General features: G+C 64.8%; 9 protein-coding genes and 1 pseudogene. 7 read left to right on the forward strand and 3 right to left on the reverse strand.

Annotated elements, in window-relative coordinates; genetic code table 11:
* The first annotated feature begins 372 nt into the window (after positions 1 to 372).
* Positions 373 to 1,854, forward strand: coding sequence for a cell wall hydrolase (locus tag ACQR03_RS12465; protein WP_434841220.1), 1,482 nt, complete (start codon positions 373 to 375; stop codon positions 1,852 to 1,854).
* A 4-nt stretch (positions 1,855 to 1,858) separates the two neighbouring features.
* Here ACQR03_RS12465 and ACQR03_RS12470 read toward each other — a convergent pair whose 3' ends face one another.
* Together ACQR03_RS12470 and ACQR03_RS12475 are read right to left on the reverse strand one after the other, a co-directional pair.
* Positions 1,859 to 4,204, reverse strand: coding sequence for an ABC transporter substrate-binding protein (locus tag ACQR03_RS12470; protein ID WP_434841387.1), 2,346 nt, complete (start codon positions 4,202 to 4,204; stop codon positions 1,859 to 1,861).
* Between the two features lie 152 nt (positions 4,205 to 4,356).
* Positions 4,357 to 5,250, reverse strand: a complete 894-nt coding sequence (locus ACQR03_RS12475) for a hypothetical protein (protein WP_315826958.1) — start codon at positions 5,248 to 5,250, stop codon at positions 4,357 to 4,359.
* Between the two features lie 334 nt (positions 5,251 to 5,584).
* Here ACQR03_RS12475 and ACQR03_RS12480 point away from each other — a divergent pair.
* Positions 5,585 to 5,826: pseudogene (locus ACQR03_RS12480) on the forward strand (IS630 family transposase); the annotation flags it as partial.
* A gap of 256 nt (positions 5,827 to 6,082) precedes the next feature.
* On the opposite strand, the gene ACQR03_RS12485 reads toward ACQR03_RS12480, so the two are convergent.
* On the reverse strand, positions 6,083 to 7,681 hold the full coding sequence (locus tag ACQR03_RS12485) for an L-aspartate oxidase (protein ID WP_315826957.1): 1,599 nt from the start codon (positions 7,679 to 7,681) through the stop codon (positions 6,083 to 6,085).
* Between the two features lie 358 nt (positions 7,682 to 8,039).
* Between ACQR03_RS12485 and ACQR03_RS12490 the strand changes: the two genes are divergently transcribed.
* The 5 genes from ACQR03_RS12490 (at position 8,040) to ACQR03_RS12510 (ending at position 13,870) form a co-directional block, all read left to right on the forward strand.
* On the forward strand, positions 8,040 to 9,287 hold the full coding sequence (locus ACQR03_RS12490; protein ID WP_316183778.1) for an MFS transporter: 1,248 nt from the start codon (positions 8,040 to 8,042) through the stop codon (positions 9,285 to 9,287).
* 64 nt (positions 9,288 to 9,351) lie between these two features.
* Positions 9,352 to 10,338 carry an acrylyl-CoA reductase (NADPH) gene (gene acuI, locus ACQR03_RS12495; RefSeq protein WP_434841219.1) on the forward strand — a complete coding sequence of 329 codons (987 nt, stop codon included), beginning with the start codon at positions 9,352 to 9,354 and terminating at the stop codon, positions 10,336 to 10,338.
* A 114-nt stretch (positions 10,339 to 10,452) separates the two neighbouring features.
* Positions 10,453 to 11,121, forward strand: coding sequence for a hypothetical protein (locus tag ACQR03_RS12500; RefSeq protein ID WP_315826955.1), 669 nt, complete (start codon positions 10,453 to 10,455; stop codon positions 11,119 to 11,121).
* Between the two features lie 176 nt (positions 11,122 to 11,297).
* Entirely contained in the window at positions 11,298 to 11,531 is a 234-nt protein-coding gene (locus tag ACQR03_RS12505; RefSeq protein WP_315717224.1) for a DUF6894 family protein, read from the forward strand.
* A 650-nt stretch (positions 11,532 to 12,181) separates the two neighbouring features.
* Complete coding sequence (locus ACQR03_RS12510; RefSeq protein ID WP_316167488.1) at positions 12,182 to 13,870, forward strand: methyl-accepting chemotaxis protein; 1,689 nt, start codon at positions 12,182 to 12,184, stop codon at positions 13,868 to 13,870.
* Positions 13,871 to 13,878: the final 8 nt, after the last annotated feature.

Below are 13,878 nucleotides of genomic sequence, written 5' to 3' on the forward strand. Positions count from 1 at the left end.
GTTCGTCGCGATGCGGCGCGCACGTGACGCAAGGTGCACTTCTTCTCCACCACTGCCGTCATTCCGGGGGCGCTCCGGAATGACGAGTGGAGAGAGCGAACGTCGCAGGCCGATGGAACACTCCGCCTCATGATGTGCAGATGATTTTCATTCACCGCATCTGTTGACTGAATGTTCACCCGTTCTCGTCGGTGCGCCGTTTACCAAGCATCTCGATCGCTCGGCGCTCTGCAACTTCCCCGCTTGCCTGTTTCACAATTGCAACGCGGATTAACTCCTCGGCAACCTAAACCCGATACGAAGAGAGAAGATCGAATTGCACGGAAGCACTGTCGTTCGGTCGATCCAGTAAGCGTTGCGTTGAGCGTATCGATGTTAGTTCTGCGTCCCGATCCGAAGGGCGCGCGATTTGCGTCCTTCGGACTCGGTCTCTGCGTCTTCGCTCTGATGCCGACAGAGACCGGGTATCAAGACATCGCTTCTCTGCTCGCCCGCCAGCCGGGCGTCGCCGAACGCTGGCAGAAGCGTGTGTTCTCGGCTGCGGCCTCCATTCAGCTCGCCACCTATAGTTTCAGTCGTCCGATCGGAACCTCGGCGCCGCAGGCGGTGAGCATCCGCCTCGCAAGCCTCGATGGGCGCGATCTCGACATCACCGGATCGACGCCGCGCAATCCGGCGCTGCAGGTTCCGCCGCGCTATCAGGCCTCCGACTTTCCCAAGGTCGATCGCACACTGAAGGGCGATCGTCTCGTCGTGCGTCCCCCGACGCCGTCGGCGCAGCCGACCGAATCGGCCGCGCCCGTCGAGCCGGCGCCCTCCGAGCCCGCACCCACGCCATCGACACAACCGGATTCGAATTCCTCGGTGTTCGGCGCCAAGACGACGGAAGCGCCGCCGCAGGCGCCGCTCTCGCAGCGTTCTGCACTCGATCCCGAATTGCAGGAGGCGCTGAGCGCGCCGCCGCTCGTGCAGTACGACGCGGCGAAGTCCGAGATCCAGACATCGGGCGAGCTGAAGCCTGCAGCCGATCAAATCCTGGTGGACGGCGCCGTCAGCTATGACGGCCTCAACATCAAGACGTCCAACCTCTATTTCGGCACGTCGTCGCTGGGCGGTGCCGCCGGCACCATGGAGACATGGCTGCCGGGCGAGGCGCCACTGATCGTGATGCCGGATCCGGACCTCAAGCCGATGGCGGTGCTGTCACATCCGGCCGACGATGCTGCCAAGGCCGGTGATGGCGGCGAGAGCATCGCGCCGAAGGGCGAGGTCAATGCCGACAATCAGCGCGACAGGACTCCGGCCGAACGGTTGGGGCTCACGGACGAGAAGGCGCGCTTCAAGTCCGAGAAGTGTCTTGCCGAAGCAGTCTATTTCGAATCCCGCGGCGAGGCGGTGCGCGGCCAGATGGCCGTGGCGCAGGTCGTGCTGAACCGAGCGTTCTCCGGCTATTATCCGACGACGGTGTGCGGCGTCGTCTACCAGAACAAATACCGCCACTTCGCCTGCCAGTTCACCTTCGCCTGCGACAACAATCCGGATGTGATCCGCGAGCCCGAGATGTGGGATCGCGCCAGGAAGATCGCGAAGGCCATGCTGGACGGGCTGATCTGGTTGCCGGAGGTGGGCAAGTCGACCCACTATCATGCCTATTGGGTGCGGCCGTCCTGGGTCGCCGAGATGAAGCGCATGTACAAGTTCGGCGTTCACACCTTCTATCGGCCGAAGAAGTGGGGCGACGGCAGCGACGCGCCGAGCTGGGGCACGCCGCAGCAGACCGCGATCATTTCGGCCGAGCTCACCGAGGCCGCCAAGAGCGAGGCCGAGAGCAATCCGAACTGGACGCGGCGCTAATCATCTAGCGACGCGTCGCATTCCACTCGAGAAAGCGGCGATACAACTCGGTCTGGCGCGCCTGGTCCGGCGGCGTTGCGGCTGCCGGCTTTGCCGTGACAGGAATGCGCGGGGACGGTGCGGCGGCCGCGACCGGCTTCGACGGTCTAACGGTGGCCGTAGTGGCCGCCGGAATCCGTGTCGTCCCATCGAGCCATTCCTGCGCGGCCCGGAACCTGGTCCAGCCGGCGACCGGCGCGCGCGGCGCCATCTCCTGCCATTTCGGATGGAAGGGAGGCCGCTGCAGCTGCGACATGCGTGAGAACAGCGACTCGACCAGCAGCGACAGCCGGCGATCGCGGTCGCTTCCCGGCTGCCAATTATACGACGCCAGGATTGCCTCTGCTGCGATCGTTTCCACCGACTCGGAATTGGAGATCAGGTTGGGGTAGTCGTCCGCGGTGAGCTTGGATGGAAGGTAATCCTCGCGCAAGGTCTTGTCGTAGCCGACCGGGACGAGATGCAGATTGGCATCCGTGATCTGGCTGAGCCAGGGCACCGGCTTGCCGTCGACCGCAATCATCGCGTCGATCTCCCCCTTGCGCAACATTTCGAGCGCGATGCGCGGCTCGATATAGAGCAGATGCGGCTTGATCGCGAGCCGCTCGAACACGTTGATCGCGGTCACGAAGGTGCTGCCGTCCGGCAGGTCGACCGCAACGGTCTTGCCGTCGAGCTCCCGCATGGTGCGGATCGATCGCGGTGCCAGAACATGCATTTCCTCGTTGAACATCTTGGTGACGTAGACGAGCTGATTGCGGATGTTGCTCGCGAAGTCCTTGCGTTCGAGATAGGACAGCGTGTCCTTGCGCACGATTCCCACGTCGACGCCCTTGAGCATGAGGATGTCGGCCACCGCCTGAACCGAGCCGCTGCCGAGGACCGGCATGACCCGCAGGTTGATGCCGTCATTGAGGACCGAGGCGACGTCGGCGCCCATCTGCGAATAGGTGCTGCCATACGAGCCCGTCATCAGGCTCACCGTATTGGCGTTGAGCTGGCTCGCGAGATCGCGCTTGGCCGAGGCATAGCGGAAGATCGCCTTGAAGGAATCGCTGACCGCACCCGGGTCGATTCCGCTGCGCACAGGCCCGAACCGTTCCCAATGGCCATCGACGAAACGCTTCATCTGCATCTGCTCGATCGGCGCGTGGTCGCTGGCGCTGGTATTGGCGACGATCCCGGGAATCAACATGGGAATTGGCGTCCCCTTCAAGGAACGCGCCTGCCTCATGATGTTGTCGCGGGAGAAGTCGTCGCCGCAATTGCGCAGGACCGCAACCATCAGGTTGGCAAGCGCGTAGCCCACGATTCCCAAGCTGTTGTTCTTGCTGATCGCAGGCGCGTAGCGATCCATGAACGCGGACCACTCGGCGAAGCCGGGATCGCCGCCCTGCACACCGCCCTCGTACAGGATGGTGGCGGAAAGCAGTCCTTCCGCGTTCTGCAGGCCTGCAGGCTGCAGCACGGTGGCAACCGAATCCGAAACCGTGGGGATGATGTGCTCGGGTCTCCAGCCGAGCTCGGCGAGGCGGCGGATCGCGAGCACCGTGAATTTCGGGGTGCTGACGTCGACCAGGATGTTGGCTCCGGCGGTCTTCAGCTTCGCGATCTGCTGATTGATGTCGGCATCGGTGACCGCGTAAGCCGCTTCCGCGACGATCGGCAGCTTGCCGCCGAGCCCGTCCTTCAAACCCTTCAGATAGTCCTTGCCGAACTCGTCGTCTTGATAAAGCACACCGATGCGCGCGCCACCGGCATGTTGCTCGAGCAGATATTGCGCGTGAATATGAGCTTCAATCTGGTAGCTGGGTTGCGCTCCCATGGTCCAAGGATAGTCGCGAGGCTGATCCCAGATCGAGGCGCCGGAGCCGACGAACAATTGCGGTATCCTGTTCGCGTTGAGATAAGGCCGCACCGCCGCGCTGGTCGCTGTTCCAACGCTCGCAAAGATGACGTCGACCTTGTCTTCCTCCGCCAGCCGTCGTGTCAGCTCCATCGTCTTCTGCGGATTATAGCCGTCGTCATAGGAGATGTAGGTGATCTTGCGGCCCCTGATCCCGCCCTCGTCATTCACCTTCTGGAAATAGGCGGAGATGACCTTGCTCACGCTGCCGTAGGCGGCCGCCGGCCCGCTGTAGGGCGTCGTATTGCCGATCCGGATCTCGCCCTCGGCAGCACGCGCCAGGCCTGGCACGGCGGCAAGCACGAGGAGCAACGCCACGGTCGGAGAACCCGGCGCGCCAAGCAGCCAAGGACCACGGGGCGCCGACGACAAGGCCGATTGCAACAGACGATCAAACATTCCCATCATGGACCTCATCACGCAACACAACACTTTGCGGGGACGCGCGTCGCCCGCACGACACCATCGACCAGGATCCGGCGGTCCGCGCCCCGCCGCAATTCCTGCGCAGCGACCGGCGTGAGACCGCGCTGGATCACCCGGTTTCGAAGCCCGGGTCACTCGAGCCGCCGTCGAGCCTCGAGTGACCCGAGTTCGGCGGCTCTCGCGTACCAGGCGCGGGCCTTGGCCGGATCGGGCGCGACGCCAACGGCTTTCAGGTTGGACAAGATCGCGGGGTCATAGGTGCCGGCCAGCGTCAGTGATGCTTCGGCGTCCGCTTCCGCGACATGCGCCAGGATCAGGCGGGCACTCGCAACGTCGCCCGCGCCGATGAGATCGCGTCCGCGCTTCAGCATTTCGCTGATCTCGTTCTTGGTCAGCGCAGACGCGGCCGCCGGTGCAGGGCTCCTGGTCGCGATGGTCCGAGATGCTTTCGGCGGAATTGACTGCGGGGTCTCGCCTCCGCCCGGAGCCGGCTTGACGATCGGGACCGACGCCAAGATCGAATCGGCCCGTCCGATCGTGTGCGCCGCGGCGTCCAGCGATGCTTGGCCGTCATCGGATTTCGATTTCCCCGCTGTCCCGAGGTTTCGGGGAGACGATGAAGCGGTCGCTTCAGACTTCGTAACTGTTTCAATGTCCGGAGCCTGCATGATGCGCACCGCAAAGAACGCGAGGCACGCAAGCGCGGCCGCTGCGGCACCGAACCGGAAAACAGAATCGAATTCGAGCCGTTCGGGCGGAGGTGGAGGCATCACGACGGGATCGAGTGAAGGGATCTGCCAGGATCGGTCCGCTTCTGCTGGCGCCATTGGCATCGGCGCATCGTCAACCGCTGAAGCGGTTTGCCACCACGGCCGGGAGAGATCGGTGGCCGCATCCTCATCAGGCTCAGACGTCGCATGCGCGAGGCTGTTGGACAAAGCGGCAGGCTTTGCCGGGCGCCAACGTTCGCTCTGCGCATCACCCACGGTGATCCGCGATCCGCTACTCCGCAATAAGGAACTCATCCTCAACTACTCCTGCGGACACGCGCCATCGCGTCGCCCCGCAACACTCCCTGGACCGTTTGGCGCCTTTCTGCTCGGCGACTCGGCTTCCAAACCGGCGGCGAGACCGATGACCGAATCTAGGGCCATGCCAAGCGGTGAATCGGCGATCTGGCAGCCGTGAATTCCATTTCCTCGTCAGCAGGACGGACAAAACGCGCGCTACTACTTGAGCACCGCTAAATTTCGACCATCTCTTCTTCTTATTTGTACAGGTTCCGCGGTTCTTTTGCCGAAATCATGGCGAACCTGTCCAGCCATTTAGTTGGTGCTGGTAAATGCCGGCGGCGCCGGGGCGCACGAGATAGTGCGGCGGCGTCTGGCCGAGAACGATCTGAAGCCATGGCGAAGGGGCATGTGGCGTATCCCCACAGATCGATGCGAATTAGTCGCGCGCGTAGAGGATGTGCTCGATCCGTGCGGCGAGTTGCAGCTGCTTCGACGAAAGGCCTCGTCCAACTCATTGGCGAGGGCCGCTCAGATCGTGCGCGTGATGACTACGAGCACCAGCGCAACGGTACGGCCGATTTGTTCGTCCAGCGCCCGCGGATCAATGGATGCACGCGGCCGACACGGCACGCACTAATTACATCGTGCCTGCCCCCAAATACCGGCGAGGCAGCAAATAACAACGAGTCGTAATATCTGTATTGGACGACGATGGCTGCTTCGTCATGAGCACCGTCATTCCGGGACAAGGCCGCAGGCCCTGAACCCGGAATGACGGTGATCACGAATGACGGTGAAAACGCGACTGCCGAGCTCCGTCGTGACGCAGTCGGATCAGCTCTTGCTACGCGCTCAACGGCCGCGACTGCCGCGCCGTCGGCCGTGCCGCGAGCTCGTCGGCGATCTCGCGGGCAGCGGCCAATGTGGTCATCGTCCGCTGCGCGAAACTCGGATTCTCCGCGGGGCAGTCGGCGCGGCAATGCGCGCCGCGGCTCTCGCGCCGGCTCCAGGCCGCGGTGGCGATCAGCAGCGCGGCGCTCGCCATGTTGCGCAGCCTCGGGCTGCCGGCGTCGCGCTCCATCCTGGCAATCGCGGCGATGGCCTCGGCGAGCCGCTCCTCGTCGCGGATGACACCGAGCTGGCTCGTCATCATCTCGCGCAGCGACACCTGCGCTGCGCCCGCGCAGGATCCGGCCGGATCGGCGAATGCAACGTGCTGCAGGGTGGAGGACGCGGTCAACGTCCGGCCGGAGATGTCGTCGGCAATCCGCCGGGCGAACACCAGCGCCGCGAGCAGCGCGTTGCCGGCGATGTGGTTGGCGCCATCCGTTGCCGTCGCGGCGACTTCACCTGCCGCCCAGAGCCCCTCGATCGAGCTGCGGCCCTGCGCGTCGACCGCGATCCCGCCCATGTGGAAATGCGCCGCCGGCGCGACTGGAATCGGCTGGCGGGTCGGATCGAGCCCCGCGGCGACGCAGGCCCGGTGCAGCATCGGATAGCGCTCGGCGACGTCGTCATCGAGCACGTCGCGCGCATCGAGAAAGGCGCCGCGTCCAGCGATGATCTCGGCCATGACGCCGCGGGCCACCGTGTCGCGCGGGGCAAGATCGACCAGCGGATGGCGCGGCAGCATGAAACGCTGGCCGCGCCGGTTGATCAGGATCGCGCCGGCGCCGCGCAGACTCTCGCTCACAACCGGCGCCGGATCGTGACCGGCCATCATCGCGGTCGGATGAAACTGCACGAACTCCGGATCGGCAATCACCGCGCCAGCGCGGGCGGCGATGGCGAGGCCGATGCCGGTGGCGTGCGGCGGATTCGTGGTCGCCGCGAACAGCCGGCCGATGCCGCCGGTGGCCAGCACGATTGCCGGCGCCGCGATCAGCATCGGCGCGGCCGCGTCGTCATCGGTCGGCCGCAGTTGCAGGCCACGCACCGCGCCGTCTTCCGTCAGCAGCGCGTCGGCGACATGGCCCTCGATGATGCGGATCGAGGGCGTCGCGCGCACGGCTTGCGACAGCGCGGTGATGATCGCCTGTCCGGTGAAGTCTCCGCGAACGCTGAGAATTCGTCGCGCGGCGTGCGCAGCCGCACGAGACGTCGCCAGCCTGCCGCCGTGATCACGATCGAATGCCACGCCGAGACGGACCAGGTCCTCGATTGCAGCCGAGGCATCGCGCGCGAGCGCCAGCGCCGCCGTCGCGTCGACCAGGCCGCCACCCGCAGCGATCATGTCGGCGGCATGGGTATCGGGGCTGTCGCCGGATGACACCGCTGCCGCGATGTCGGCCTGCATCGTCGTGCCGAACGAGGCCTCACCCAATGAGGTCGCGGAGATCAACGTGACCGGCTGCGGGGCGAGCTTCAGCGCGCAGAACAGTCCGGCAACTCCGGCACCGACGATCACGACGTGGCCGGATGTCTCGATCTGATCGTGGTCCATGTGCTGTCCAAATTCCACATTCCGTGCGCATGTGTACCGCGGTACCTGTTAGTTCTTCTTCAGAGACTTCCTTCGCTGTTTATCGGTGTTTGGCGACAAATAGCGGCCGTTCTGAAGGTCGCTCCCGCACAGGATGAATCGTCGTTTGCGACTCGCGCATCAGGACGTTTTCGCGCGGGGACAAAGACGCATGAGCGAGTTCCGGTGCCGGAACTCGCTTCGGATGAGACCTGCTCATGGCTGGCCCCCGCATCGAAATTTTTCATGACTGGGTTCCGCTTTTGAGCTTGGGAGTTCAATGCAAATGCATTAACCGGAGAGGCGCGGCGGACAGCGACCGCGGCATGGGAGGACACTGATGTCGGTACAGGCAGGCGATCTCGGTATGGTGTCCCGCAATCAGGGCTGGCGCACGCCGGTGGTCATCATCGTGTGCGGCTGCGCCATTGCGCTGCTGAGCTTCGGTCCGCGCTCCAGCCTCGGCTTCTTCGTGCAGCCGATGAGCCGTGAATTCGCCTGGGGACGCGACGTGTTCGCCCTCGCGGTGGCGGTGCAGAACCTGTTGTGGGGACTCGGTCAGCCGCTCGCCGGCGCGATCGCCGATCGTTTCGGCGTGATGCGCGTCATCTGTGTCGGCGCGCTGCTCTATGCCGGCGGCCTGCTGATGATGCGCTATTCCAGCTCGCCGCTGTCGCTGAACATCGGCGCCGGCGTGCTGGTCGGCTTCGGCCTGTCGGGCTGCTCGTTCAATCTCATCCTGTCGGCCTTCAGCAAGCTGCTGCCGCCGGAGCGCCGCGGCATCGCGCTCGGCGCCGGCACCGCGGCCGGCTCGCTCGGCCAGTTCCTGTTCGCTCCGTTCGGCGTCGCGCTGATCGACCAGTTCGGCTGGCAGAGCGCGCTGATGGTGTTCGCAACGCTGATGCTGTTCATCGTGCCGCTGTCGCTCGCCGTGGCGACGCCGCCGGCAGCCGAGGCCAAGCCGTCGGAGGCCGAGCAGCAGTCGTTCACGACCGCGCTGATGGAGGCGTTTGGCCACCGCTCCTACGTGCTGCTGGTGCTCGGGTTCTTCACCTGCGGCTTCCAGCTCGCCTTCATCACCGTGCACCTGCCGGCGTTCCTGGTCGATCGCGGCCTGTCGGCGCAGGTTGGCGGCTGGGTGATCGCGGCGATCGGCCTGTTCAACATCATCGGCTCGCTCAGTGTCGGCTGGCTGCAGAGCCGGCTGCCGAAGCGCTACATCCTGTCCTTCATCTATTTCACGCGTGCGCTGGCGACGCTCGCCTTCATCTCGTTCCCGGTCACGGCGGCTTCCGCGATCGCCTTCGGCGCGGTTTCCGGGCTCGCCTGGCTCTCCACGGTGCCGCCGACCTCGTCGCTGGTCGCGATCATGTTCGGCACCCGCTGGCTCGCCACGCTCTATGGCTTCGCCTTCGTCAGCCACCAGGTGGGCGGCTTCCTCGGCGTCTGGCTCGGCGGCATCGTGTTCGAGCGCTACGGCTCGTACACGCCGATCTGGTGGCTGTCGATCCTGTTCGGCGTGTTGTCGGCGCTGATCAACCTGCCGATCGTCGAGAAGCCGGTGGCGCGCGCCGTTCCCGCGACGTGAGTTGCGCGGCCGATCCGATCGGCTAAACATGGCGTGAGACGAAGAAAGTGCAGGGAGTGCGGCTGTGGGAACGTTCAAGGCGATCCGGATCGACAAGGCGGACAAGGGAACGACCGCGACGCTGACGCAGTTCGATGAAGCCGAACTGATGGACGGCGACGTCACCGTGAAGGTCGAGTGGTCGGCGCTGAATTACAAGGATGGGCTGGCGCTGACCGGCAAGGCGCCGGTGGTGCGCCGCTTCCCGATGATCGCGGGGATCGATCTCGCCGGCACGGTCGAGCAGTCCAGCCATCCCGACTGGAAGCCGGGAGATGCCGTGATCTGCACCGGCTGGGGCATGGGCGAGACCCATCTCGGCGCCTATGCCGAGAGGGCGCGGGTCAAGGGCGACTGGCTGGTCGGCCTGCCGCAGGGGCTGTCAGCCCGGGACGCGATGGCGATCGGCACCGCCGGCTTCACCGCGATGCTTGCGGTGCTCGCCCTGGAGAAGCACGGGCTGACGCCGGCGAGCGGGCCGGTGGTGGTGACGGGCGCGGCCGGCGGCGTCGGCTCGGTGGCGACGGCTGTGCTCGCCAAGCTCGGCTACCATGTGATCGCCTCGACCGGCCGCTTGGCCGAGGCCGACTATCTCAAGTCGCTCGGTGCCGCCGAGATCATCGACCGCAACGAGCTGTCCGGGCCGGCCAAGCCGCTGGCGAAGGAGCGCTGGGCGGGCGGCATCGACAGCGTCGGCTCCAATACGCTCGCCAACCTGCTGGCGATGACCAAATATGGTGGCGCCATCGCCGCCTGCGGCCTCGCTGCCGGCATGGATTTGCCAACGTCGGTGGCGCCGTTCATTTTGCGCGGCGTGTGCCTCCTCGGCGTCGATTCGGTGATGTGCCCGCTGCCGGCGCGCAAGGCGGCCTGGCAGCGCCTCGCGACCGATCTGGATCGTGCAAAACTAGCTGAAATCACTCACGAAATCGCCTTGGACCAGGTGGCGTCGCTGGGGCCGCAGATCCTCGCGGGCCAGGTCCGCGGCCGTACGGTGGTAAGAATATCCTGAGGACGTTCAGACTTTTCAAACCATGCTGCTCCATTGTTGCCATGGTTGGTATGGTAAGCATGGGGTAAAGATACCGCCTTACCCGCTGCGTGGGGTTAAGTGGGAGTTTGATGCATGCTCGCGCGTATATTGCTGGGGACCGTGACTGCCGGTGCCGTGATTGCTCCTGCGATGGCGGGTTCGATGACAGCCGACGAGGCCCGCAAATTCGTCGCCGGAAAGGTGTTCGCCTTCACCTGCGTCGACGGCACCCGTGGCGCGGGCCGCATCCTCGACGACATGGGCGCGGCCGGTGCGGTGCAGTTCTCCGGCTCGGGGCCGGTGCGTCACATCCGCCTGCCGGGCAATACCCTGCAGATTCGCGGCCAGAATGTCTGCGCTGCCATCAAGGGCATGCCGTTCGAACCGTGCTTCAACCTCGACAAGAAGGACGATCGCAGCTTCCGCGGTTCGGTCTCCGGGCTCGGCGCCTTCGCCTATTGCGACTTCCAGCACCAGGGCGGAGCCACCATGCTGATGGCGCGCGCCGTGGCGCGGCCGCGCGCCGCACGCGCTGCTGGACCTGCGGCTGACGGCTCCCACACCGAAGTAGCGGCACGGGTCGAGACCCCGCGGGTGGAACGCAGCAAGGTGGAACCCTTGAAGGCAGATGCTGCGAAGGCCGCCAAGGCGGAAAGTTCCAAGACGGAGAACATGAAGGCCGAAAACGCGAAGACTGAAATTACCAAATCCGATAACGCGAAGTCGGATGCGGCGCCGGAGCTGCGTCGCTCGACCGATTAGTTGTTAGTTCACCGATCATTGAAAAACCGGTTCCCTATTATCATAGAGTAATTTTTTAAGCTGACCGCACGTTAGTGGTCATTGCGCCGTAGTCGTACGGAATCTCAAATTCATGCCTCGGTAGCGACTCGTGTGCAGTTTGCAACCAGGGGGGTGGCCCACGAGAAAGGGTCGTTATGTCGCTTTATTTCTTCCGGATCAGCCAGGGCCGCTATTCTGGCGCGGCTGATCAGCCTTATGAATTCGCCAACCGGGAAACCGCCTGGAACGAGCTGACGGCTGTCTGCTCCGACCTGATCGGCGGGATCTCGAGGTCGTTGCAGCAGGGGGCCGAGTGGCAGATGGAGCTGCTCGACGAAGCCAAGCAGCCGGTGTTCCGGATTCGCCTGGTGTCCGAAGCGGTCGGCTGAGGTCTAGCTGTCCGGGGTGATTGCGCCGCTGGCCGTCGGATTCGAGTCCGGTTTGCCGTGGCTGCAATCGTCTGCGCGCAGGCGCCTTTTGATGAAGTCCGCGTCCACCTCGGGCGCGTCAGTCGGGATTGATGGAGTTCGGCCTAGGCTCCGCGTCGTGCCCCGGCGCCGCCGATCTCCGTCACGCTCTCGTGCTCAGTCGCTTGTGATGCTGTCGGACGTCGGTCCTGGCCCGGCCACCTCATCTCCGGATTCATCCGCGCGGTGATCAGCGTCTTCCGGTTGCTGCGGCGCAGGTCGTGGCGGCAATCGTCCTTTGCCCCGTGCGCGTTCCAAAGGTCTTGCTTCGACGCGATCCTTTAGCGGTATCGGGAGACCAGGTGTAGCGGCAGACGGTTTCAGGGTACCGTGTCATCCCTGAGCGCCATCATTTTATGGGCATTGTCAGTAATCTTACGGTTCCAGCATTAACCTCTGATAAGCCTGTTTCGCGCCCAATGAGGTCGGCAGAGACGACATGCGGGTTCGGAATTTTCGGAGCCCTCTGATCCTCTGACCTCGACCGCGCAGCGCAGCGTAGACCTGGATCTTCGGGCCGTCTTTGGCGCTGGCAGAACGCGGCCGAACCACGCAGTCAGCTGGGGTCCTCCGTGTCAAAGATGTCCATCCGTACGAAGATCATATCGGTCATCGCCTTCATGCTCGTCACCATGTGCGGGCTCGGCGTGCTCGCCGTCACCAGCATGCAGTCGATCAATGCCAACACGGTCGACATCGCCACCAATTGGCTGCCGAGCGTGCGCGCGATCGGCGAGCTGCGCGCCGACATCAATCTGCTGCGCATCGCCTTGCGCGCGCATGTGATGTCGGAGACGGCCGAGGCCAAGCAGGGCGCGGAGAAGCGCGTCAACGGAATCCTCGAGACGATCAACAAGGACCGCAAGACCTACGAGCCGATGATCACCTCGGCCGAGGAACGGGCGATCTACAACAACTGGGTGCAGTCCTGGGAGAAGTACGTCGTCGCGGTCAAGCAGGTGATGGACGAATCCAACAAGAGCGTCGGAAAGATCCCGCGCGAAGCCACCGAAATGCTGGAAAAATCGGCCGCGGCGATCGCGCGCGACGCCGACAAGTATTTCATCCAGGACATCGAGTTCAACAACAAGGGTGCCGACAACGCGACGCGGCAGGCCGCGGAGAGCTTCACGCGTGCGATCTGGCTGGTGATGTCGATCATTGCCGCGGCCGTCATTGCCGGCGTCGCCGTCGGTTTCTATCTCGTGCAGAACGTCTCGTCCGGCATTGCGTCGATCATCAAGCCGATGCAGGAGCTCGCCAAGGGCGATCTCGGCGCGGAGGTGACGCATCGCGGCGAGCCGACCGAGATCGGCGCCATGGCCGATACGCTGCAGGTGTTCAAGGAGGCGCTGATCGCCAAGAAGGAGGCCGACGAACTCGCGGCCCACGATGCCGAGGCCAAGATCGAACGCGGCCGGCGCGTCGACAACATCACCCGCCAGTTCGAGGCGACGATCGGCGAGATCGTGCAGACGGTGTCGTCGGCCTCGACCGAGCTCGAGCATTCCGCCGGCGCGCTGTCATCCACCGCGACGCGCTCGCAGGAGATCTCGACCGCGGTTGCGGCTGCTTCGGAGGAGGCTTCGACCAACGTACAGTCGGTCGCTTCCGCGACGGAGGAGCTATCGTCGTCGATCACCGAGATCAGCCGCCAGGTGCAGGAATCCGCCCGCATGGCCACCGAGGCCGTCGACCAGGCGCGCATGACCAATGATCGCGTGAGCGAGCTGAGCAAGGCGGCGGCGCGCATCGGCGACGTGGTCGAGCTGATCAACACGATCGCCGGCCAGACCAACCTGCTGGCGCTGAATGCGACCATCGAGGCGGCGCGCGCCGGCGAAGCCGGTCGCGGCTTCGCGGTCGTCGCCTCCGAGGTGAAGGCGCTGGCCGAGCAGACCGCCAAGGCGACCGACGAGATCGGCCAGCAGGTGTCCGGCATCCAGGCCGCGACGCAGGAATCGGTCGGCGCCATCCGGGCGATCTCCACGACCATCGAGCGGCTGTCGGAAATCTCGTCGGCGATCGCGGCGGCCGTGGAGGAGCAGGGCGCCGCCACGCAGGAGATCTCGCGCAACGTCCAGCAGGCATCGGAGGGCACGCAGCAGGTTTCCGTGAACGTCGTCGACGTGCAGCGCGGCGCGACCGAGACTGGTACGGCTTCCACGCACGTGCTGGCCGCGGCGCAGTCGCTGGCCTCGGACAGCGACCGGCTGAAGCGTGAGGTGGCGTCGTTCCTGGAGTCGGTGCGCGCGGCCTAATCCGACAT

It is taken from the genome of Bradyrhizobium sp. HKCCYLS3070, assembly GCF_051167575.1.
In the GTDB taxonomy this organism is placed as follows: Bacteria; Pseudomonadota; Alphaproteobacteria; order Rhizobiales; family Xanthobacteraceae; genus Bradyrhizobium.

Coding starts and splice junctions, on each gene's coding strand:
- ACQR03_RS12465 (WP_434841220.1), top strand. CDS start 373: ATGTTAGTTCTGCGTCCCGATCCGAAGGGCGCGCGATTTGCGTCCTTC.
- ACQR03_RS12470 (WP_434841387.1), bottom strand. CDS start 4,204: ATGGGAATGTTTGATCGTCTGTTGCAATCGGCCTTGTCGTCGGCGCCC.
- ACQR03_RS12475 (WP_315826958.1), bottom strand. CDS start 5,250: ATGAGTTCCTTATTGCGGAGTAGCGGATCGCGGATCACCGTGGGTGAT.
- ACQR03_RS12485 (WP_315826957.1), bottom strand. CDS start 7,681: ATGGACCACGATCAGATCGAGACATCCGGCCACGTCGTGATCGTCGGT.
- ACQR03_RS12490 (WP_316183778.1), top strand. CDS start 8,040: ATGTCGGTACAGGCAGGCGATCTCGGTATGGTGTCCCGCAATCAGGGC.
- ACQR03_RS12500 (WP_315826955.1), top strand. CDS start 10,453: ATGCTCGCGCGTATATTGCTGGGGACCGTGACTGCCGGTGCCGTGATT.
- ACQR03_RS12505 (WP_315717224.1), top strand. CDS start 11,298: ATGTCGCTTTATTTCTTCCGGATCAGCCAGGGCCGCTATTCTGGCGCG.